Raw genomic sequence first — 21,360 nt, 5'->3', positions numbered from 1 at the left:
TGGCGATGTTGCCAGCGGCCCCGCTTCGTTTTGTTCCAGTATGTGCGGCTAGTCCTCGAGCAGGTCCTCGATAAAGCCGACGCGGTAGTTCTTGAAGATGACCTCGCCGCCGTCTTGCGTGGCATCCAGGTCGACATCGCCCATGATGCCAAAATCGTGGTCGCCATCCTCGTCGGCAAAGATCTGGTGCACGTGCCATACGTGCGCGGTCTTCTCGTCGGACTCGTCGATGGAAAACATCGCGGCGCTGCGGGCATCGCCGTCGGTGAGGATTTCCTCGTGCTGCTCGTGGTAAGCGTCGAGTGCTTTTTGCCAGCGGACCTCGCTCATGCCCCAGTCGTCGTCGAGCTCGCCCAGGTCGCGAACGCGCTCGCGGGCGGCAAGGGACACGCGGCGGAAGAGCGCGTTGCGCACCAACAGCGTGCAGCCGCGACGGTCCGCAACGACCTCGTCGATGCCCTGCGGCGGTGCGGCGTCGAGTGCAGCGGGGTTGCCGGCGTTCTCCCACTCGTCCACCAGGCTCGAGTCGACCGAGCGCACCACAAAGCCGAGCCACGAAATGATGTCACGCAAGCGCTCATCGCGCTTCTCAATGGGCACGGTGCGGTCGAGCGAACGGTAAGCCTCTGCCAGGTAGCGCAGCAGAATGCCCTCGGAGCGGGCGATGCCGAGCTTTTGGATATAGCCCTTAAAGTCGCTCGCGCTCTCCAGCATGTCGCGCAGGACGCTCTTGGGAGAGAGCTGGTAGTCGTTTGCCCAAGGCACTTCCTGGCAGTACTTGTCAAAAGCGGCGTCGAGCAAATCCTCGAGCGGCTTTTCGTACGTGACGTCTTGAATGCGCTCCAAGCGCTCCTCATATTCGACGCCGTCAGCCTTCATTTCGGCCATCGCGCGATCGCGTGCGGCACGCTCCTGTGCGCGCAATACCTGCTTGGGGTCCTCGAGCGTAGCCTCGACCATCGAGATGAGGTCCATGGTATAGGTCTCACTCTCGGGGTCGAGCAGCTCCAGCGCGGCAAGTAAAAACGGTGAGAGCGGCTGGTCGAGCGCAAAGTCCTCGGGCAGGTCGACCGTCAGCGCGTAGTCGATGTCCGGCGCGGCGTCAGCCGGAGCGTCGGGTGCGGGCGGCACCTCGGTGCGCACGACGACGCCGGAGTCAATGAGCGTGGCGAAGATCTCGTCGGCACGAACCTCGAGCTTTGCCTTTTCCTCGGGAGTCTGCAGACTCGTCTCGATGAGGTCGTGTACGCGGGCTCGGGCATCGCCGCCCTGCTCGACCACGCTAATCACCATGGAGTGTGTGATGCGCAGGCGCGGCTTGAGCGTTTCGGGCTGCGTCTCGATCAGGCGCTCAAAGGTCTGCTTGTTCCAGGTGACAAAGCCCTCGGGGGCCTTCTTCTTTTTAATCTTGCGGAGCTTCTTGGGGTCGTCGCCCGCCTTGGCCATAAGCTTGGCATTCTCGATTTCGTGCTCGGGTGCCTCGGCGATCACCATGCCCTCGGTATCGAAGCCCGAGCGGCCGGCGCGACCGGCGATCTGATGGAACTCGCGGGCGCGCAGGCGACGCATCTTGTAGCCGTCGAACTTGGTGAGCGCGGTGAGCACCACGGTGTGGATGGGTACGTTGATGCCGACGCCGAGCGTATCGGTGCCGCAGATGACGGGCAGCAGGCCCTGCTGCGCCAAGCGCTCGACCAGCAGGCGATAGCGCGGCAACATGCCAGCGTGGTGCACGCCGACGCCGCATCCAAGCAGGCGTTTGAGAATCTTGCCAAAGGCCGTCGAGAAGCTCGTGCCCTTGGCCGCCTCCTTGATGGCCTCGCGCTGCTCCTTGCTGGCAATGCCAAAGTTGGCGAGGGATTGCGCCGTTGCAAGGGCGGCATCCTGGCTAAAGTGCACGATGTAGAGCGGGGCCTCGCCGCGGCGCATCGCGAGCTCGACGGTGCCCTCGAGCGAGGTCGTCACGTAGTCGTAGCTCAGCGGCACGGGGCGCGGGGCATCGACGACCAAGTCGCAGGTAGCGCCGGTGTGTTCCTCGAGTGAGGCGGCGATGGCAGTGACATCGCCGAGCGTGGCGCTCATGAGCATGAATTGCGTGTGAGGCAGGGTGAGCAGCGGTACCTGCCAGGCCCAGCCGCGATCGGGGTCGGCAAAGTAGTGGAACTCGTCCATGGCGACGCAGCCAACATCGGCATCTTCGCCCTCGCGCAGCGCGTCGTTGGCAAGGATCTCTGCCGTGCAGCAGATGACGGGAGCCTTGGTGTTGATATGCGTGTCGCCGGTGATCATACCGACGTTATCGCGGCCGAGCACCTGCACAAGATCGAAAAACTTCTCACTGACCAGAGCCTTGATAGGAGCCGTGTAGTAGCAGCGCTTGCCCTGCGCCATGCCCATAAAGAGCATGCCCAGCGCGACAAGCGACTTGCCCGATCCGGTCGGTGTGCCTAAAATGACGTGATCGCCGGCAGCCAGGTCCATGAGGGCCTCTTCTTGGTGATCCCACAGTTCAATGCCGCGATCGCTCGTCCATTCAAAGAAGCGTTCGAAGGCTTGATCGGGCGTGAGCCACGGTTCGGGCTCGCTGCCGTCCTCGGGCTCCCACCAGGTGGGGGAGAGCGCGCCGAGCGAGCCAAACTCGGCTTCGGTTCCCGTGCCGCCCGAGAATGAGCTGGCGGCGCCGGCGCCGGAGACGGTGCTGGCGGCGGTATCTGTCGTGGTCTGTGCCATGTGGTTGCTTTCTCTCGCGATTGTCCGCCAACTATTATGGCGTAGCGGCGCATCGATGCGTTTGCAGGCAAGAAAATGCAGGAAATGGGCGTTCTGCCCGGCCGTTTGGTGCAGTTGCCAGCTAAGTGAGTAGACTTTTTGCAATGTCGCGAGCACATGGCTTTTGCACAAGGGCTCTACCTGCGGTTTTATGTTTCGCTATGCGGGTTGTGCTTGGCTATTGCAAAAAAGTCTACTCACTTAGGCTTGAGGGTCGTTCGCTGGCGCCTATTTGCGCTTGTTTGCCGACGCCGCGACCATAAGAAGCCCCTAGGACTCTTGCGGTAAGCGCTTCTTGCCCTTGCGGGCGCGGTTTTTAAAGTTCTCGACGGCCTCTTCCATGCCCAGAGGTACATAGGTGAGCTCATCGAGGTTTTCGGGCAGGTAGCAGGCAAGGCTTTGCTCCTGCATGAGGCCCGTCGTAAGCTGTTCATCGCTGGGCTGCGCGCCGGGTGTGGCACAAATGCCATAGACGACGGCACCCATCTCGCGCGTGCGGCATTCATATTCGGTCTCGGGATGCTCGGGATGGTCGCGGCGAACGTCCTCGCTTACCCAAAGTGTGTCGTAGCCGGCCGCGGCAAACTGTCCCAGGGCGTAATCGCGCAATGGCTTGCTGTCGGTGCGCAGCGTGACGGTGGCGCCGGCTGCAAGGAGCGGGCGGTAGAGCATCAGATGGTCGACATGGACGAGTCGTTTTTTGGCGTACTTGGCCTTGGGCTGCGGCGTGGGAAAGTTAATGGTGATGGCATCGAGCTCGCCTGCGGCAAACAGCTGCGGCAGCGATGCGGCGCCTCGGGGCAGGACGAGTGCGTTGGTCAGTTCCTGCTCACAGATTTTCTGCGCGGCATAGGCGATGCAGATGGGCTCCTGGTCCATGCCGATAAAGAGCGTGTTTGGCTCGTGGGCCGCGCGCTCTACAAGGTACGTTCCCTTGCCACAGCCAAGATCCAGGTGAAGGTGTTCGAAGGGCTTGCCGTCTGCGGGCGCACAGGCCTTGCGCCAATCTCCGGTATAAGCCTCGGGGTTCGTCTCAATCGCATCGGCGTAGCGCTCCAGGCGCTCCTCGAGCACAAAGTTCTTAGGCGTGCGAACGTGGACGGCTCCCATGAGGCTCCTTGGTCATAAATATGGAACGCGTAGCTGCGCGTTCCGTCAATGGGTTGAAAAAGGGTGGGCATAGTTTGCCCGAAAGATGCGGTGCGGTTCGGCGGCGAGTCGCCGATACCTACAGGCGCTTGAGAATCACATAGCGGTTGAGCTCGCCGCTGCGACCGTCAGCATGGAAACGCTCAAGCTCGCGCACGGGGACCTCGCCGCTCTTGTAGAACGTGCGGACGCCGCGCACCAGGTCGGTGATCTGCTGATCGTCAAAGTGATGGCAATAGCGGTAGGCGTGGCGGTCGTTTTGCCAGCCGATGAGGTGGTCGCCGGCTTCAAACTGCGCCGAATCGTAACCCTCAAACGGCGGGGTGAGCTCGGCGCGGGCCTCGGCACGAACGGCCTTGCGCGCCATGCGCTCGTCGTTCATAAACTCCCAAAAGCTGATGGCGATGATGCCACCTGGGCGCGTCTGACGCACCAGGGCGTCGAGCACGCGTACGCGATACTCGCACGACGGCACGTGGTGCATAAAGCCAAAGCAGACCGAGATGTCGGCGAGCGGGGCGTCGAAAAGCACGTCGGGCGTCTCGGCGGGGTTGAGCTTCATAAGGGCGTCGAGCACATCGAGTTCCTGGAAGTGCAGGTTGGGAATGCGCAGGGCGTGACCGCGTGCATCGATGGCCAGGTCTTGGCACGAGTCGACGCCATAGAACTCAAACGGGCAGCTGGCATCTGCCGAGGGGTTTGCGCCGTCGACGCCCTTGGCGGCAAGTGCGCCGCCGGCGGCAAAGTTCTCGAATCGCATGTTGCCGCAGGCGAGGTCGAAGACGCGGACGGGATGCTCGATCGTGGCGACGTCGAGCTGCCCGAGCGCGATATCCATGGTGCGCACCCAGCCGGGCCACGGGGCCTGGCGCGTATCGGAGAAGGAGGCGGAGTGCTCGCGATAGAACGTATTGTTGAGCTGGATGAGCGATGAGGCGAAATCGCGGTTCACGGCGCGGAACTCCCTCCGTTGGCGGTGCGGAATAAACAGTACGACCATACTACCGTTAACGCCGCAACGGGGACAACCAAGCTACGGGTCATTGCTTTGTTTGGACACATTTCCGCAGCTCATATGCACCCGCAACCGCCGGTTGTCAAAAATCTCACTAGAATAGGTGGCATGCTTTTGGCGGTGGCGGATAGATTTTTAACTGTGCAAGGCGCCTTAAGAACAAAAGCGGTCCGGCGGCACGGCTGGCATCACATAGGAGGAACCATGAATGTAGAAACTGCGCAGCGGCTCGCCGACCTTCGCCGCAGCAAAGGCTTTAGCCAAGAAGGGCTGGCGCGAAAGCTGGGGCTGTCGCGCCAGGCGGTCAGCAAATGGGAGCGCGCGGAGAGCTCGCCCGATACCGAGAACCTGATCTCGCTCGCCAAGCTTTATGGCGTGAGTCTGGACGAGCTGCTCAATCCGAGCGACGAGATCGAGGACGATATCGAGTTTGAGAACGAGGACCGCGCCCGCCAGCGCGAGGCCGAGGCGGCGGAACGTGCCCGCACCCATGAGGCAGCGGCGCGTGCGACTGAGGCGGCAACACAGGCGAGTGATGCTGCGGCTAAGGCGGCGCAAGCGGCAAGCTGGAGTGCGCAGGCCGCCAATGCCGCGACGGCGCAGGTGACGGGCGGCGGCGCGGCCGCTCCGACTCCGGTGAAGGGCCCCTTCCAGTCGTTCCCGTATTGGGCCGTGTGCTGGCTGCTGTTCTTTTTGCTGATGTTCCTGGTTGGTACCAGCCCTTTTCCCGCACTGATCTTCTTTACGATTCCCATCTATCACTGGGTGGCGCGTGCGCTCGATGGCGATTGGGCGCGCGGGGATATCCAGGTTGGTCCGGCGCCGGTCGCGGTCAAGGCCCAGGGGAAGGATACTTCTGCGGAACCTGATGCTGACGTGGCTACCGCAGCCACCGCTGAGCCGTGTGCCAAAGAGGGTGACGAATGATGAAGCTTTCGCATGAATCCAAGCTGCGTCTGGGCGTTGGCATCGGAGCGTTTGTGCTCATCATCGGGCTTGTTTTTGGCATTTCGCGGCTATTGGCTCATTCCGATATGGTGCGTACGACCGGTATTCTATCTGGCCATTTGTCTGATTTTGACGATATGTTTGACGATGACGATCTCTTGGACGACGGCAGCTATTCCGCTCGGCCTCAGCAACTTTCGAGCATGACTTTTGATGCCGATGAGTTCCGCTACCTCGATTTCGATATCAATGCGGCTTCGGTGGACGTCAAGGTTGTTGATGGCAACAAGGCTCGCGTTATCGAGCGGGGGCGCGTTGCCAAGGGCATGGATGCCTCCAAGGCCGCGACGCAGAACATCGCATCCGTCGAGGACTCGACGCTCAAGGTTTCCCAGTTTGGAAGTGATGACGGTAAGGCAATTGACCGCTCGGTTACGGTTGAGCTGCCACGCCGTGTTGCCGAACATCTGAAGGGGATCAACGCACACGTGGGCTCGGGTGATCTGCAGATCGCCGGTGTCACCTGTGATGGTTTCGACCTTTTCCTGGGTGCGGGAGATGTAGAGTTTACGGGCAGCGTGACTGATGCGCTCAGCGCTGAGGTCGGGTCGGGCGATGTAACGCTCGAGCTCTACCAGGCCCCCGCGAAGTCGATGGACGTGAGTGTGGGCTCGGGCGATGTGGAGATGACGGTTCCGAACTCGACGGGCTTTAAGGCGAGCCTCACCTTGGGCAGCGGCGACTTCGAGAGCGATTTCCTTCCGCTTGGCTACGACGGCGAGACCATTTTGAATCTTGAATTCGATAACGGCGATAAGTCTGCTACGTATCGTTTTGAGGTCGATTCGGGCGACATGTCGTTTGATCCGGAGTGACATGCGGTTTTCGGAGATCGGTACATATAGGCATGCTCTTTGATGGAGGCGCCGAAGCCGAGATCGGCTCCGGCGCCTTTGCCTTTACAATGGGGGCATGGAACAGATTATCTTGAACATACTCGAGGCTCTGCGTCGCGGCGAGACCGTGGATGACAAAGCGCTCGTCAAACTGATACATGCCGAGGCGCGCCGTGAGGGTGCCGACAAACGCGATTTGGCCAAGCGCCGTCTGCTGCCGTTCTACCAGCGGGTTAAACGTGAGGAGCCGGCTCGTTGGGCTGGGTGGAATGTCGATGCCGAGCTGGAACGTCAACTGCTGCAGGTGCTGCGTATGAAGCCTCGTCGCACGGCTTCGGGCGTGGCAACCATTACCGTCATCACCAAGCCGTGGCCGTGCTCGGGCGATTGCCTGTTTTGCCCCAACGACCTGCGCATGCCCAAAAGCTATTTACATGCCGAGCCGGCGTGTGCCCGTGCAGAGCAAAACTGCTTTGACCCGTATCTGCAGGTGAGCGCCCGTTTGACCGCGCTTTCGCAGATGGGTCATGCGACCGATAAGATCGAGCTCATTGTGCTTGGCGGTACCTGGAGCGACTATCCGCAAGGGTATCAGATGTGGTTTATGTCGGAGCTCTTCCGCGCGCTCAATGACGATGCCGTGGCCGGCGTGGCGGCCAACCCCATGTTGGCGCGTCCGGGCATCAGCCGTGCCGAGGCAGGGCGCCTGCTCGATGACGCTCCCGCCGATGCCCTGCCGCCGGTGGTGGCGGAGCGTCGCGAACGCTATCGGGCCGTCGGTATTGCGACCGACGAGGCCGAGCTTGCGAGCGGTGTTACCGACGAGCAGGGGCGTGTGGATGCTGCCGTGGGCGGCTATAACCGCGCGGTGCGTCGTCTGTACGGCCCTGGTACGCCGTGGGGCGAGGTTGCCGAGTGGCAAACGACAACGATGGAAGAGCTCGAGTGCCAGCAGCGCACCAACGAGACGGCGAAGCATCGTGTGGTGGGGCTCGTTATCGAGACGCGCCCCGATGCCGTAACGCCGCAGGCCCTCACGCTCATCCGCCGCCTGGGCTGCACCAAGATTCAGATGGGTATCCAGAGTCTCGACCAGCACCTGCTCGATATCAACGAGCGTCGCATTTCGGTGGCGCAGATCGAGCGGGCGTTTTCGCTTGCGCGCCTGTTTGGCTTTAAGATCCACGCGCATTTTATGCTTAACTTGCTGGGCGCCACGCCCGAGGGGGACAAGCGCGACTACGAGTGCTTTATGACCGAAGGGGCCTTTATGCCCGACGAGGTCAAGGTCTACCCGTGTGCGCTCATCGAGGGCTCGCGTCTGGTGGGCTGCTATGAGCGCGGCGAGTGGCGTCCCTATACCGAGGAAGAGCTGCTCGATGTGCTGGCCGACGACATCGTGGTGACGCCGGCGTTCTGCCGTATCAGTCGCATGATCCGCGACTTTAGTTCCGATGACATTATGGTGGGCAACAAGAAGCCCAACCTGCGTCAGCTCGTTGAGAACCGCCTGGTTGCTCGGGGTGACGGTGCGACGGTACGCGAGATTCGCTATCGCGAAATCAGCACGGCGGGTGCCGACTTGCATGAGCTGACCCTTGATGAGGTCGCTTACGAGACGCCGGTGACGCACGAGCGCTTTTTGCAGTGGGTGACGCCGCAGGGCAAGATCTCGGGCTTTTTGCGGTTGTCGCTGCCCGACCATTCGTTTGTTGCCGCGCATGCGGACGAGTTGCCGACGACGCCGGACGAGGCGATGATTCGCGAGGTACACGTGTATGGCATGGCGGCACGCGTGGGCGATCAGGGCCAGGCGGCGCAGCATCACGGGTTGGGGCGTTTGCTCGTGGAGCGTGCGTGCCATATTGCCCGGGATGCGGGTTATGCGCGTATCAACGTGATTAGCGCGATCGGTACGCGCGAGTACTATCGCCATTTGGGTTTCTACGACCACGGACTCTATCTGCAAAAGGAGCTCTAGATGAACAAGCCGAGTGTTTCTGCCGGCGTCGTTGCCGGCGTTGCCCTGGGAGCCGCGGCGCTAGGTGCGGCCGCCGTCGCTGTTCGTGCTGCCTGTTTGCAGGTCGCGCGTACCCGCAACGGCCTAGCGCGTGTGAAGCGTGTGCACGACGAGAGCGGTGACGAGGTCCGCGTGCTCGTGCAGGGCGGCGTCTACCAAAGCGCAAGCTATGTCGGTGAGCGTTGGGCCGAGCCGGTCTTTGCGTACTATTACGCGTTCGACGATGTGTTTGAGGCCGAGGACGCAATGCATGACGCTTATGGTCACGGTATCGACCGCATGCTTGTGCTGGGCGGCGGCGGGTTTGCCTATCCTAAGTTCGCTCTGATGTCGCACGAGGGTTTGCGCATGGACGTCATCGAGTATGACGGAGAGATTACGCGCCTGGCGCGCCGCTGGTTCTACCTAGACGAGCTGGAGCGCGCGGCGGGCGACCGCCTGCGGGTGATTACCGCTGAGGCTCGCTCGTATCTGGGCGTGACGAGCGTGGGCCATCGTCGCTACGACGTGGTCGTGAGCGATTGCTTTGGCGGTGCCGAGCCCGTACGCGAGCTGGCGACGGTTGAAGCGTTGCGCCTGGTGCGGGGCAGCCTGAACCCCGGGGGTATCTACGTGGCCAATATCGTGAGCGCAAACGAGGGGAGCGATGTGACGTTCCTGCGCGACTGTGCCGCCACGGCGCTTGAGGTGTTCGACCATGCTTGGGTGGTCCCATGTGGCGATGCAGAGTTCGGCGGCGAGGAGAATTATCTGCTCATCGCCAGCGACGGCGACTACGCCTTTGCCGAAGCTGTGCCCTTCGACACCGACTTCCTCGGCACTGTCCTTCACGACAAGTAAGTCTCCCCGTCCCAAAAAAGACTGGTTTTATGTGTGGTCGCGCCAGCCGAGAACGCGCTGCTTCATGCCTTCGATGTCGAGCACGCCTTCTGCAAAGCCCTTGCGCACGAGCTCTTCTGGAACGAATTCGTCGTAGCGGTCAAAGTAAGGCACCTCGCCGGGATAGACGAGCTCGATGGGGTCGAAGTCCTTCTCGGCCTCGGCGGCGAGAACCTCAAAGAACATCTCCTCGTCGGCCTTCATCTTAAACTGCATAAAGTACGGGCGTGACGGGTCGAGTCCGCGAAGGCCCAACTCAGCGGCACATTTGATTTTAAGCATGCGCTCGAGTGCTAGGAAGGCGTAGCTGCCCAACCAGGGGAAGAGCACCCAGGTGTCGCCACCCAGGTTGATGAGCGGCTTAGTTCCCGCGCCCGAAATCTCGGCGGTATGACGAGCCTGCGCAAGGCGGGCCCGTGCGTTACCCATAAGGTACGGATATGCTGCGTGCTCGTTGAGCGCCTTGCGCATGCGCTCGAGTACGTGTGTATTGATATCACCGGGGCAGTCGCCAAAGTAGGCCGGCACCCGGCCCTTGACCTGCGTGGCAAAGACGGTGTGGCGCTTCCAGTCCACTTCCTCGACAATCCAGCAATGGCCCGCGATGGCGATGCGCTCGCCAGGTGGTGGCGGGTTGACAATCGTGCCCAGCTCGGCCGATTCGCTGCGAACGGTAAACTCCTCGTTTTCCTGGAACACGGCGTAGAACTTAAAGTTGTTGATGATGCGCTCTCCCGCGAGACCCACGATGAGCCCACCGCCCTCGGTGACCTGGATGTGGTCGATCTTGATGAGGTGGCGCAGCAGTACGCGATAGTCATCGGCCGAGACGCGGTGGAAATAGCTGAGCGTGAGTACACGCTGAGCAAGCTCGGCCGGCGTGAGCTCGCCGGTGCTGGCGAGCGTCGACATGGTCTGGTGGTAGAGCAGGCTGTAGGGGAGTCGATCGAGCTCGGGCGGCTCGACCCACTTTTCCTCGCGATAAAGTTGTACGAGCGCGATGCCCTGCAGGAGTTTCCAGGGAATCGTCTCGGGCATCATCGTGCGCGGCTCGGGCTCTTCCTCGCGCATGACAAACCACATCTCGGGCGGAAGGTCGCGGCGTCCTGTGCGACCCATTCGCTGCAAAAAGGAGCTGACGGTAAACGGCGCGTCGATCTGGAAGGCGCGCTCCAGACGGCCGATATCGATACCGAGTTCCAGCGTAGAGGTGGTGACGGTTGTCTGCGCCTGCTCCTCGTCGCGCATGAGCTCCTCGGCCGTCTCGCGCAGCGATGCCGAAAGGTTGCCGTGATGGATCAGAAAGCGGTCGGGCTCGTGTCGACTTTCGCAGTAGCTGCGCAGCATGGAGCACACGGCCTCTGCCTCCTCGCGCGAGTTGGCAAAGACCAGGCACTTGCGGCCGCGCGTATGCTCAAAGATATACCCCATGCCAGGGTCGGCGTTGTCGGGCGCCGTGTCGGTGGGGTTGAGGAGCGTCTGCTCGGTGGCCCGGGGGATGTCGACTTCGCCCTCGGGGGCCGAGGAAGTGCGACGGTCTTTGGGAGCGGCCTTGCCCCGTGCCCGTTCACGACGTTGACGGCGCTCCTCTTGTGTGAGCTGTCCGCTGTGACGCATGTCTTGGGCGCCGGCGGACAGTGCCGCGGGTGCCGCTGCCTCAATGCGCTCGCATGCAAGCACTTCGGCCTCTTGAGGACCCATGTTCTCGAATCCTCGCTGCTGTGCCTGGGGACCCGAGTTGTAGAAGTGCTCCATGGAGATACGCCACACGCGACGCGGTTCCTCAAAACGGGGGATAACGCAGTCGCGTCCCGTTCCCTGTGAGAGAAAGGCACCCGTGCGCTCGGGGTCGCCGATGGTGGCCGAAAGGCCAATGCGGCGGGGCTGCACGCCTGCCATGCGCGAGAGTCGCTCGATAAGGCAGAGCGTCTGCCCGCCACGGTCGCCGCGCATGAGCGAATGGACCTCGTCGATGACCACATAGCGCAGGTCGCAAAACATGCGCGGGATCGCCATGTGCTTATGGATTAAGAGCGCTTCGAGTGACTCGGGCGTAATCTGCAAGATGCCGCTCGGTTTTTTGATGAGCTTAGCCTTGTGCGACTGCGAGACATCGCCATGCCAGTGCCAGACAGGGATATTGGCTTCTTCGCACAGGTCGTTGAGGCGGACGAATTGGTCATTGATGAGCGCCTTGAGGGGGCCAATGTAGAGGGCGCCCACGCTTGCGGGCGGGTTCTCCCAAAACTCGGTCAGGATGGGAAAAAAGGCTGCCTCGGTTTTGCCGGAAGCCGTGGATGCCGTCAGGAGCACATTGTCCTGCGTGTTAAAGATGGCATCTGCCGCCGCAACCTGGATAGAGCGCAAGCTCTCCCAATCGTGGGAGTAGATGAAGTCTTGGATAAACGGGGCGTAGCGGTCAAAGGCGTTCACGGGGCCTCCTCTCAAAAACGAATCTCTCAACGCGGCTGGCAACGGCTTGCTGCATTACTGCCTCAACGTTTGCCCAGATAGAACCTACCAAAATAAACCTGTCCCTTTTTGGCAGGCTAGATGGTGAATTCGGCGAAGTTACGGTCGCCGTCTGCGGTGCCGGTGTCGCCTGTTGCGGCTGCCGGCACCAGCGCGTCGCCACCAACGCTTTGCAGCAGCTCCGCCACATTTGCATCGGGGTTCTGACACAGGATATCGAGCAGTTCGATAAAGTCACGAATGACTTCACGCGGCGTCAGATGCGTGTCGGCTCCCACACGACCGAACTCGATCTTGAGGAAGTCCACCAAGTCGTTCTCGGTAAGCGTGGGCGTCCAGCCAAAGTAGCCGGCGTGAATTTGCATGAGTTTTTCGATCAGCACCAGCAACTCCTCATAGGTGAGTGGCTGCAGGCGGATGATGGGCGCGAGCATGTCCTTAAGGTCCTCGCGCGCAAAGCGGCCCTGAGCGAGTCGGCTGCGCAGGGCCTCGTAGGAGAACACGCCTCGGCGGCGGTCTTCGATAGAGGTTGGAGTGCCGCCCATGATCATGCCCAGGTACTGCGCCTTGCCCTGGAGCGTGTCGTTGTACATAGTCAGGATCTTCTCGTAGTTGTATTGGCGCGTGATCGCGTTGGGAATCTTGTACAGATTCACGAGTTCGTCGATGAGCACCAGCATGCCCTTGTATCCGCTGCAGACCAAAAAGCGTGCAATGAGCTTAACGTAGTCGTACCAGTCGTCATCGCTGATGATGGTCGAGGAGCCCAGCTCGGCGCGAGCCTCGCTCTTGGTACGGTATTCGCCGCGGATCCATTTGGTCACGCGGCTCACGGCTTCCTCGTCGCCCTCGGATACGGCCGTGCGATAGCGGCGAAGCATGCGGGTGAAGTCGAAGCCGTGGACCATCTCCTCGAGCGGGGCCAGTTGGGCATTGACGACCGACTCGTCGACGTCGGCACACGAGGCAACCCAGCGATCCAGAATTAGGTTGAGCGCACCGCCCTCGGGGCGCGTCTTGGTCGATATATTGCGTATGAGCTCGCGGTAGGTGGCAAGGCCCTGCCCCTGCCCGCCCTGCAGACGGCGCTCGGGGGATAAGTCTGCATCGGCGACGACGAATCCCTCGCCCATGGCATGCGTTCGGATGGTTTGGAGCAAAAAGCTCTTGCCGGCGCCGTAGCGACCGACCAGAAAGCGGAAGCTTGCGCCGCCGTCGGCGATGAGACTCAAATCGGTGAGCAGGGCGCGAATCTCGACCTCGCGCCCTACGGTGATGTAAGGAAGGCCGATGCGCGGGACCACGCCGCCCTTGAGCGAGTTGAGAATGACGGCAGCGACGCGCTTGGGCACGCGGGGTGCTGCGGATGCGGTATCACTCATGGTCTAGGTATCCTCTCACGTCTGCTTCGTAGTCCTCAATAATCTGCGGCCCTGCCGCGCTAAATTCAATTACGGTGTCGCCCACCAGGTCAAAGAGCGCCTCGTTGATGGTATCGACGAGCATGTCCTCGCTCTGTCCCGAGTGCGCCACTGCCGATGTCGCTTGCGCTGCGTTTTGCTCGAGCAGTGCGCGAAGGAAGGCATCTGCGGCGGGCGCGAGTTCGTTTGTGGCGTCAGCGGGCGCAGCAGCTGCGAACGCGGGCGTCGGCGCGAGAAGCGGTGCCACGACACCAAACTGTTCGGTGGATATGGTCGGCTCGTCGGTCAAGTCCTGCCGAATGGGTGTCACGACCGGTTCGACAATCGCGTCGGTTACGGGCTCGGCTTCCGGTTGCCCTGAGTCCGCTGCCTCGGCTTCTGCGGACGCGCCGTCCTCGCGTTCCTCGTCGATCAAAAGCGCTTCGCGCGTTTGCGCAGCGGCGCTCCGAATGTGCCCCAGCTGACTCAGATCGATATCGATCTTGACGGGCTGGTGTGCGGCGTCCCACGAAAGCCATGCCACAATCTCGTCATCGATAATCTTGGCCAGATATTTGGGGACCTTTTCTTCCTTAAGGGGATGGGCGGGGTCCAGCGCCAGGCGCAGGCGTTGGTCGCAGGCGCGCATCATTTCACCGAGCTTGCTGCTCTTTTGCCTACTACCGTGGATACGCATGCATTCCCAAAAGCCGTTTTGGCAACGGTAGATATGGATGGGATTCAAGCGGTATTCGCAGTCCTCGTGGCGCTCGGGCGCAAAGAATACGGCCGAGGCAAACATGGTGTAGGGCATGGCCGTCTCCTCCCCAAATAAGCTCGCCACGATGCCGGTCTTTCGGTGCGTGTCATAGTAGCGCGCCATACGGACATACACGGCGCACGCCACGTGGCGCAGATCGCGGTGGTGGCTGCGGTCGAGCCGCGAGTTACTTAGGTTGTACGTGGAGAGGGCGTTGATGGCGGCCATGAGTCGCTCCTCGCGCACCTCATCGGGCGGAAGGGGGAGCGTGGGCTCGGAGGTTTTGCGACGCTTAGGGGTCTGGCCGGACGTCGCCGGTGCGGGCGCAAGGTCTCGAGCAGCGCGCCGCAGCTCGATAAGGGCGTTATCGAACATGACGGTTTTAGAGTCGCGGAGCAGCTTGGGGTCGAGCCCATGGAATACGGCGTAATCCTGCAACCACACGCGTGCAAACCGATCAATGCCGGGCTCGAAGGCGCGATAGACATCCCAAAAGGCCTTGATCTTGTTATAACCGTCGAACGGGTCATCTACGCCAATGCCGCAAATCAGCTCATAGAGATACAGAAAGGCAAAGGACGTAGACGTTTCCTCGACGGTTCCGCGGCGCACTTGGGCACGCCAGGTAAAGTAGCCGCGCAGCTGCCGGTCGCTCATGGCGTTGTAGGTGGGAAAGTACGACTTAAAGGTGCCGTTGTAGGGACAGTCGTCCTCAAAGTCGGCCATCAGCAGGCCCTGGCGGTAAAAAAGCTCGGCTTCCGAAAGCCAGCGGCCCGCACCGCCCTTGGGGTCATCCTGCCAGCGCGATATCTCGCGCATTTTACGGTACTGGTCGGGGAGGAAATTCTGCATCTGTCGGCCGGTTTTGAGAATCGGCTCGTCTGCGTAGACTTCATGTGAGAAGCGGGCAGACTGATGGGTCCGGGCCTCGGCCATAATGCGCTCGATGAGCATCTTGATGTCCTGGTCGGCCACCGCTCCTCCTCTCGAACGCAGCTACGGTGACCTCATATCATAGCACAGCATCAAACAGGTGTTCGAGATACCGCTGCGTTGATAGATTTAGAACAGGAGGGCGTAGATGACGGCGATGACGACGGAGGGGAGCATATTGGCCGTGCGGAAGGTCTGAGGACGGATGAGGTTGACGCCGACGCAGAAGATGAGCATGGAGCCTACGAGCGAAAGGCTGTTGAGGGCTGCTGTGGTCATGATGGGGGAGAGCGCGCCGGCAAACAACGTGATCGTCCCCTGGAACACGGCTACGGGCAGGGCCGAGAAGATGCAGCCGCGTCCGAGCGACGCCGTCATGGTGCAGACGATGATGCAGTCCAGTGCGCCCTTGAGGGCAAGCGTTGACCAGTCGCCGAGCAGGCCGTCCTGGATCGATCCCACAATTGCCATGGCGCCGATACACACGGTGAGTGAAGTCGAGACAAAAGCGTTGGTGAACTCGTTATCGCCCTCACTGCCGGTCTTGCGCTTGAGCCATTCGCCAAGGTTCTCGATGGCGGCTTCCAAGTTGACGGCCTCGCCGATGAGCGAACCGAGCGCAAATGAGACGATGAGCATGGTGGTACCGGTGGTCGCCAGCGCCTTCCCATCGATAAGGAGCATCTTTTGCATGGTGCCGCCAAGGCCGATAAACAGGACGCACAGCCCCGATGCTTTCATGAGCGTGTCTTGGATGCGCGGTGTGATGAAGCGGCCGCCCGCTAATCCCAAAAGACCGCCCGCAACTAAAAGCACAACGTTGATGATTGTTCCCAAGCCCGGCATGAGCCCTCCTGTATTGATGCCAACGTGGCAATCGTAGCAGAACGAAATGCGAGGCACATCGCGACTCATCTAATACGTTATATAAGTGGTGTTAGGAATGATGTGCAGCATTTAAGCCTCAGGTGGTTGTCGGGACATAGGGATAGTATTCAAAGCGCAGTGTCATAAGCCGCTGCGGGGATTCAATAGCCGCGGCGATGATATTGGCATCGCGGGCACGATCAAACCCTTCGAGTTCGATCTGATACGAGACGTCTTGCATAATGTCCAGACGTCGCCAGGCTAGGAGTGTGTCACCATCGAATTCCAAGGTCTTGCCTCCGTCTGGAGCAACGGCGTATAGACGCAGCTTGGCGGTGGTTGCAGGGTCGACAACCGTGACCTTTTTAATTTCGTTTCGAGTATTCTTGGCGCCCAACAAGGTGAGCAGTGTTGGGGCCACGACCTCGCCCGATGGCAAAAAGACGACTTCGATGGATTCAGGAAATGCGATGATAGCCGACTTGCGGACGGGCTGATTGGCGGCGGCAACTTCGATGTTCGCAGCGTCGATGACCTCCGTGTGGTCGAGCGCGGCAAGCACGCAGCAGTTACCTTCATCGATCTCTTGAGGATCAGCAAGCCCCAGACTGTCCGCGAACTCGGGATCGTTTGGATCGGCAGCGGGCTCATTCGGCGCTTCGAAAGAAGCTGGGACGCTGTTTGTCGGCGACGGCGTGTCGCCCGCACCTGCTTCTTTGTCCGCGCTCTCTTCTTGTATGGTTGCGTTGATGGGTTCGTCGTTTGGGGGGAGCGTCTTGGCGTCAAACGCGGAGGGGAGAATTCCGATGGCTCCGGATCCGTTCCACTCCATTTCGAGAAGCGCCGGGTCGGCAAGAATGCGTTGCCTGCTTTGCGCGCGGGCATCGATTTCAATAGGGCCTGCCTCTATCCCTCGTGTAAGGCTGAGTGATCCGGCTGGCTTCTCGAAATGAGCGTCTGTGTCTTTGGTACTGACGGCGTAGAACAGCAGGGACGCTTCTCCCGCCGCGATGGCATCGGTACCGGCTTTGGTCAGCCGCAACGATGCCGTGAATGAGAGGGTGGGCTGCGTGTCGTCTGCATTCGCGGCGGCGCAGCCCAGACATATACCGCCTCCTTTCTCAAAAAACGTACCGTCGAAGGCGACCTTCGCTCCGTTCGCCGAGTCATCGACCGAAGCGATGTCGATGCGCAGCTCTAAATTGCATGGATCGCCATCTGCATCGAGCACAACCGAGCGCCACGTGCAGACGGCGCACCCCGCCTGGGAGCCGTTTGCCTTGTTCGAACGATTGATATCCACGACTATCGAGCCGTCCGTATTACGACGAAGGCATCCCGAGGTTGAGATTGCGGCCTGTGCGATCGAAAAACGCTTGCACGCAATGGCGCTCGACGGATTTGGTGCGGAGCTTAGGGCCGCTGGTAAGGAGTCTGCCATGACAGGAGTCGCCCAAGCGGCGACAGGCGTTCCGGTTGCGAGCGCGCCGCAGAGTGCGACGACGGGCAAAAGGTTCTTCGATGCCATGGGGTCTCCTTAGCTAATTTAGTGCGGCCTGTTCATGTTTTGTTTCTGGCTGTGTTTGATGTGCAGACCGAGGCCGGCGGTTCCCGCGCCTGCTGCTGCGGCGCCTGCTGCCAAGAGCCATCGTTTGTCGCCTGTCTGCGCCAACGGTTCCTCGCGGTCGCTGCGGTCGAGCTCCGAGAGGTCGACCGTCACTTGCGTGGCGGCCTGCGCCTGTTCTTGCTGGGCAAAGGCCATGGCTGGCCCAAACGCTAGGATGCTGACGGCGGCGGCCAGGCCGCCGGCCTTATGCCGTGTGCGCACCGGGCTCGACCGTCCAGGTGATCGTTGCAACCTGATCGCCTTCGCCGGTTACGCGGAAGATGTCGCGCGTGACGCGGGCGACGTTTCCGCTTGTCTTGAGCTTGATTTTGTCCGTGCCACCGGCAATGCCCTGGTAGCCCATGTCGAAGGCTGCATTCTTGGAAAGATCGAGGCCCGTTCCCTGCATTGCGGCGCTGGCGTTCTGGAGCGCGCCGTCGGGGCCGACCTTAAAGTCGATGGAGTTCTGCGCGGTTCCGGCCTTGGCGTCGGCGGCAATGGTCCAGGTGTTCATGGCGTCGATCTTCATGTTGGTGACATGGATGCCGTAGGCCGAATGATTGTCGATGGTGGTCGCGTCTTCTGAGGGGCCCTGAAGCGTGCCGTCGGCCTTGGCGACGAAGGGAATAACCGTCGGAACTTTGAACTCAACGTTGTCGATCTCGGTCCTGACCATTACCTTCGTGGTTCCAACGCGCCCGGCTGCCATAGCTGGCGTCGGGGCGGCGCCCATTGCGAGCGCGAGCGCGAGCCCTGCGCCCACGGCGAGCGCTCTGGCTCCGTTCATGTTCCTGGTGATGTCCATGGTCGTTCCTTTCTATTCGCCGCGGGCCGTCCCCGCGATGATTGGACGAATGCTGGTGAATTGCGTGCGGTGCCGCGTCGGCCGGAAAAGCTAGTTCTCGGCTTGCTCAACCCGCACCTTGACACGTGTCGGATTGCCGTGGCTGTCGAGGGTCTTGGCATCGAGTGCCTGGATCTCGATGTACGCCTCGCCTTCTTTGATGTCGCCGGCGGGGCACGTTTCGATTGTCTTGCCGGTCTCGACCACACCGGATTCGTACATGGTCTCGTCGTTTTGGATGACGCGGAATCGCTGGGGAAATTTATTGTCTTGGACGTTTTGCACGTTGACGCGCAGCTTGCCGTCCTCCTGCAGCTGAGCGACCGGTGCGACCGAAATCGTCATCATGTTGTCGCGGACGATGGCGTCGAGCTCATCTTGGATTTCCTGACGCTTTTTGCCCTCGGCCGTCGTAACCGAAGCGCCCGCCTCGGGTACGGGCTGCGACTGCCAAGCGTATAGTCCTACGGCGACAAGGGCACAGACGATGGCCAAACAGGCAAGGATGAGCTTCTTGCGACGACCCAGGCCTGCAAAGTGGGGTGGCTTCTTCGCGCTCATGCGGCATCCTTGGCGGTATAGATGCGCGCAAAGGTGGACGGGTTCGCTCCAAAGAGCATGTGAAGCATCAGGCGGCGTGAGTAGACAAGCTCGTCGAAGTCGGGAGGGAGCTCGATGTCGTGGATATGCGCGATGCGGTGGGCGAGCGCCGAGAACGACTCGGGGTCGCAGATCACATCGGTGGTAACGTGGTAGACCGTCGTATCGGGGAATGCCTCTTCGTCGAAAGGCAGGAGATGGGGATCGTCGTCGACTTCGATGGCGATGCCGTACTGGGGCCAGTAATATGCCATGGGAACCTCCCTGCTTCTGGGGCCAAAACTTCTGTCGGTTTTGGCTGTCGATGCCGACGGTATCAGCCACTACTTGACCAATTGCTGACCAAATGCTTGACGGATTGGTGTCTCCGCAGGTAAAAGGCGGCAAAAAATACTCCAACTTTTTTCAAGCGACAATCGCGCGGTCGGCGACGGCGGGGCCATATGTGTCAAAAGCATCGTCTGCCGAGGAAATCAAGCCGCTCGCCGAATTGCACGAACGTAAAAATCGCCAATTATGGAGACGGTCTCGAACACGTCGACGAAACGATGCGGTAACATCTCCCTGCAAATACTGTAGTTAGCTAAAGGGGGAGTTCGCGTGTCTGCAACCATCAAACCCTTCACCGACGAGTTCGAAGAGTATGGTCGCGACGAGTCTCGCGCATCGGGCGAGGCCTCGAGCATCTCGTTTCCGACAACGGAAGACGAGGTCCGTGCCATTTTGGAAAAGCTCCATGCCGAGCGTGTCCCGGTAACGGTTCAGGGCGCCCGAACCGGCCTTGCCGCCGGTGCCGTGCCCCACGGCGGGCATATCCTCAATACTTCCCGTATGAATCGCTACTTGGGCCTTCGCCGCGATGAACAAGGCCAATTTCTGCTGCGCGTGGAGCCGGGCGTTGTGCTCTCGGAGCTGCGCAAGCAGCTGAGTAAGAAGGTGCTGCCGACTGCTGGTTGGGACCATGCATCGCTTGAGGTCTACGAGGAATTCCAAGAGGCCCCCGAGCAGTTCTTTCCCACCGATCCCACCGAGACGTCTGCCTGTCTGGGCGGCATGGCGGCATGTAACGCCTCTGGTGCCCGCAGCTACGCCTACGGCCCCATGCGCCCACATATCACGGGACTCCACGTCGCGCTGGCTGATGGCGATTTGCTTGAGCTTCAGCGCGGCGAGGCTTTTGCCCAGGGCCGCCACCTGTCGCTCGTGACGGCAGCGGGCCGTACGCTCGAGCTCGATCTTCCCGGATATACCATGCCCAAGACAAAAAATGCCTCAGGTTATTTCGTTGCGGACGAAATGGACGCCATCGACCTCTTTATCGGTGCTTGCGGCACGCTCGGCGTTATCACCGAGCTCGAGATCGCCCTGCAGGCGGCGCCTGCGGTCGTTTGGGGTGTGAGCTGCTTTTTCGATAGCGAAGACAAGGCCGTGTCCTTTACCGATTCCGTGCGTCCCGTCCTGTCCCATGCGGCTGCCATCGAGTACTTCGACGCTGGCGCCCTGGATATTCTACGTCGCCAGCGCGAGCAGTCGACGGCGTTTGCCTCGCTGCCGGCGCTCGACAAAGAGGCCAAGGTCTGTGTCTACGTGGAGCTCGACTGCGACGACGAAGCCCAGGCGACTGAGGAGCTGTACCACCTGGGATGGGTTTTGGAGCTTGCGGGCGGCCACGACGACGCGACCTGGGTTGCGCGCACCGAGGTCGATCGCGAGTGTCAGCGATTCTTCCGCCATGCGGTGCCCGAGAGCGTCAACATGCTCATCGACGAGCGTCGCCGCACGGATCCTACCATCACCAAACTGGGGTCGGACATGTCGGTGCCCAACGCACGCTTGGCCGATGTCATCGCCCTTTATCGCCGTACGTTGTCCGAAAGTGGGCTTGAATCTGCCGCCTGGGGGCACATCGGTAACAACCATCTGCATGTGAACATTCTGCCGCGCGATGCGCAGGATTACCGCCGCGGCGGAGAACTCTTTGCCCAGTGGGCTTCCGAGGTCACGGCCATGGGCGGTGCCGTTTCTGCCGAGCATGGCGTCGGTAAGATCAAGGCGGGCTTTTTGGAGACGATGTACGGTCACGAGGCTATGGTCGAGTCGGCGCGGCTCAAGCTCCAGCTCGATCCCGACGGGCAGCTGGGTCGCGGCAACCTGTTTTCGGAGAAGCTCTTGGATGAGCTCGTCCAGAAAGGGGGCGCGTGA

General features: G+C 61.0%; 17 protein-coding genes. 5 read left to right on the top strand and 12 right to left on the bottom strand.

Annotation, left to right across the window (positions count from 1 at the left end):
* Positions 1-48: 48 nt before the first annotated feature.
* From I2D57_RS04670 to I2D57_RS04660, 3 genes are all read right to left on the bottom strand, one after another.
* Complete coding sequence (locus I2D57_RS04670) at positions 49-2,730, bottom strand: DEAD/DEAH box helicase (RefSeq protein ID WP_195361649.1); 2,682 nt, start codon at positions 2,728-2,730, stop codon at positions 49-51.
* Positions 2,731-3,039: 309 nt separating this feature from the next.
* Positions 3,040-3,879: a tRNA (guanine(46)-N(7))-methyltransferase TrmB gene (gene trmB, locus I2D57_RS04665; protein WP_195361648.1), complete on the bottom strand. Its 840-nt coding sequence runs from the start codon at positions 3,877-3,879 to the stop codon at positions 3,040-3,042.
* Positions 3,880-3,997: 118 nt separating this feature from the next.
* Entirely contained in the window at positions 3,998-4,870 is an 873-nt protein-coding gene (locus tag I2D57_RS04660; RefSeq protein WP_117806642.1) for a methyltransferase domain-containing protein, read from the bottom strand.
* Between the two features lie 267 nt (positions 4,871-5,137).
* On the opposite strand from I2D57_RS04660, the gene I2D57_RS04655 reads away from it, so the two are divergent.
* The 4 genes from I2D57_RS04655 (at position 5,138) to I2D57_RS04640 (ending at position 9,637) form a co-directional block, all read left to right on the top strand.
* Complete coding sequence (locus I2D57_RS04655; RefSeq protein ID WP_195361647.1) at positions 5,138-5,860, top strand: helix-turn-helix domain-containing protein; 723 nt, start codon at positions 5,138-5,140, stop codon at positions 5,858-5,860.
* Positions 5,860-6,756, top strand: a complete 897-nt coding sequence (locus tag I2D57_RS04650; RefSeq protein WP_195361646.1) for a DUF4097 family beta strand repeat-containing protein — start codon at positions 5,860-5,862, stop codon at positions 6,754-6,756. Before I2D57_RS04655 ends, I2D57_RS04650 begins: the two co-directional genes overlap by 1 nt.
* Before the next feature lie 97 nt (positions 6,757-6,853).
* Positions 6,854-8,758, top strand: coding sequence for an elongator complex protein 3 (locus I2D57_RS04645; protein WP_195361645.1), 1,905 nt, complete (start codon positions 6,854-6,856; stop codon positions 8,756-8,758).
* On the top strand, positions 8,759-9,637 hold the full coding sequence (locus I2D57_RS04640; protein ID WP_195361644.1) for a spermidine synthase: 879 nt from the start codon (positions 8,759-8,761) through the stop codon (positions 9,635-9,637).
* A gap of 27 nt (positions 9,638-9,664) precedes the next feature.
* Here I2D57_RS04640 and I2D57_RS04635 read toward each other — a convergent pair whose 3' ends face one another.
* The 9 genes from I2D57_RS04635 to I2D57_RS04595 all read right to left on the bottom strand — a co-directional run bounded on the left by I2D57_RS04635 (position 9,665) and on the right by I2D57_RS04595 (position 19,412).
* The gene (locus tag I2D57_RS04635) at positions 9,665-12,109 is read right to left on the bottom strand and encodes a DEAD/DEAH box helicase (protein ID WP_195361643.1); all 2,445 of its coding nucleotides are present in this window, start codon (positions 12,107-12,109) and stop codon (positions 9,665-9,667) included.
* Positions 12,110-12,225: 116 nt separating this feature from the next.
* A complete protein-coding gene (locus I2D57_RS04630) occupies positions 12,226-13,530 on the bottom strand; it encodes an ATP-binding protein (protein WP_195361642.1) in 1,305 nt (434 codons plus the stop codon).
* Positions 13,523-15,283 (bottom strand): TerB N-terminal domain-containing protein, encoded by a 1,761-nt coding sequence (locus I2D57_RS04625; protein WP_324249201.1) that lies wholly within the window; start codon positions 15,281-15,283, stop codon positions 13,523-13,525. Before I2D57_RS04625 ends, I2D57_RS04630 begins: the two co-directional genes overlap by 8 nt.
* 87 nt (positions 15,284-15,370) lie before the next feature.
* Positions 15,371-16,087 (bottom strand): DUF554 domain-containing protein, encoded by a 717-nt coding sequence (locus I2D57_RS04620; RefSeq protein WP_006234467.1) that lies wholly within the window; start codon positions 16,085-16,087, stop codon positions 15,371-15,373.
* A gap of 118 nt (positions 16,088-16,205) precedes the next feature.
* Positions 16,206-17,636: a hypothetical protein gene (locus I2D57_RS04615; RefSeq protein WP_138111938.1), complete on the bottom strand. Its 1,431-nt coding sequence runs from the start codon at positions 17,634-17,636 to the stop codon at positions 16,206-16,208.
* Between the two features lie 18 nt (positions 17,637-17,654).
* The gene (locus I2D57_RS04610) at positions 17,655-17,870 is read right to left on the bottom strand and encodes a hypothetical protein (protein ID WP_138111941.1); all 216 of its coding nucleotides are present in this window, start codon (positions 17,868-17,870) and stop codon (positions 17,655-17,657) included.
* Between the two features lie 49 nt (positions 17,871-17,919).
* Positions 17,920-18,519, bottom strand: coding sequence for a hypothetical protein (locus I2D57_RS04605; RefSeq protein ID WP_161160416.1), 600 nt, complete (start codon positions 18,517-18,519; stop codon positions 17,920-17,922).
* 90 nt (positions 18,520-18,609) lie between these two features.
* On the bottom strand, positions 18,610-19,119 hold the full coding sequence (locus tag I2D57_RS04600) for a hypothetical protein (RefSeq protein ID WP_195361641.1): 510 nt from the start codon (positions 19,117-19,119) through the stop codon (positions 18,610-18,612).
* Positions 19,116-19,412, bottom strand: a complete 297-nt coding sequence (locus I2D57_RS04595) for a hypothetical protein (protein ID WP_117746255.1) — start codon at positions 19,410-19,412, stop codon at positions 19,116-19,118. The genes I2D57_RS04600 and I2D57_RS04595 overlap by 4 nt, the downstream gene beginning before the upstream one ends.
* Before the next feature lie 346 nt (positions 19,413-19,758).
* Here I2D57_RS04595 and I2D57_RS10055 point away from each other — a divergent pair, with 346 nt between their 5' ends.
* Positions 19,759-21,360 (top strand): FAD-binding oxidoreductase, encoded by a 1,602-nt coding sequence (locus I2D57_RS10055; RefSeq protein WP_195361640.1) that lies wholly within the window; start codon positions 19,759-19,761, stop codon positions 21,358-21,360.

Source organism: Collinsella aerofaciens (genome assembly GCF_015553355.1).
In the GTDB taxonomy this organism is placed as follows: Bacteria; Actinomycetota; Coriobacteriia; order Coriobacteriales; family Coriobacteriaceae; genus Collinsella; species Collinsella aerofaciens_V.
Note: the sequence above shows the minus strand (reverse complement) of the source record. Positions and strands in the feature narration are given on the sequence as shown.

Coding starts and splice junctions, on each gene's coding strand:
- I2D57_RS04670 (WP_195361649.1), bottom strand. CDS start 2,730: ATGGCACAGACCACGACAGATACCGCCGCCAGCACCGTCTCCGGCGCC.
- trmB (WP_195361648.1), bottom strand. CDS start 3,879: ATGGGAGCCGTCCACGTTCGCACGCCTAAGAACTTTGTGCTCGAGGAG.
- I2D57_RS04655 (WP_195361647.1), top strand. CDS start 5,138: ATGAATGTAGAAACTGCGCAGCGGCTCGCCGACCTTCGCCGCAGCAAA.
- I2D57_RS04650 (WP_195361646.1), top strand. CDS start 5,860: ATGAAGCTTTCGCATGAATCCAAGCTGCGTCTGGGCGTTGGCATCGGA.
- I2D57_RS04645 (WP_195361645.1), top strand. CDS start 6,854: ATGGAACAGATTATCTTGAACATACTCGAGGCTCTGCGTCGCGGCGAG.
- I2D57_RS04640 (WP_195361644.1), top strand. CDS start 8,759: ATGAACAAGCCGAGTGTTTCTGCCGGCGTCGTTGCCGGCGTTGCCCTG.
- I2D57_RS04630 (WP_195361642.1), bottom strand. CDS start 13,530: ATGAGTGATACCGCATCCGCAGCACCCCGCGTGCCCAAGCGCGTCGCT.
- I2D57_RS04620 (WP_006234467.1), bottom strand. CDS start 16,087: ATGCCGGGCTTGGGAACAATCATCAACGTTGTGCTTTTAGTTGCGGGC.
- I2D57_RS04615 (WP_138111938.1), bottom strand. CDS start 17,636: ATGGCATCGAAGAACCTTTTGCCCGTCGTCGCACTCTGCGGCGCGCTC.
- I2D57_RS04610 (WP_138111941.1), bottom strand. CDS start 17,870: ATGGCCTTTGCCCAGCAAGAACAGGCGCAGGCCGCCACGCAAGTGACG.
- I2D57_RS04605 (WP_161160416.1), bottom strand. CDS start 18,519: ATGGACATCACCAGGAACATGAACGGAGCCAGAGCGCTCGCCGTGGGC.
- I2D57_RS04600 (WP_195361641.1), bottom strand. CDS start 19,119: ATGAGCGCGAAGAAGCCACCCCACTTTGCAGGCCTGGGTCGTCGCAAG.
- I2D57_RS04595 (WP_117746255.1), bottom strand. CDS start 19,412: ATGGCATATTACTGGCCCCAGTACGGCATCGCCATCGAAGTCGACGAC.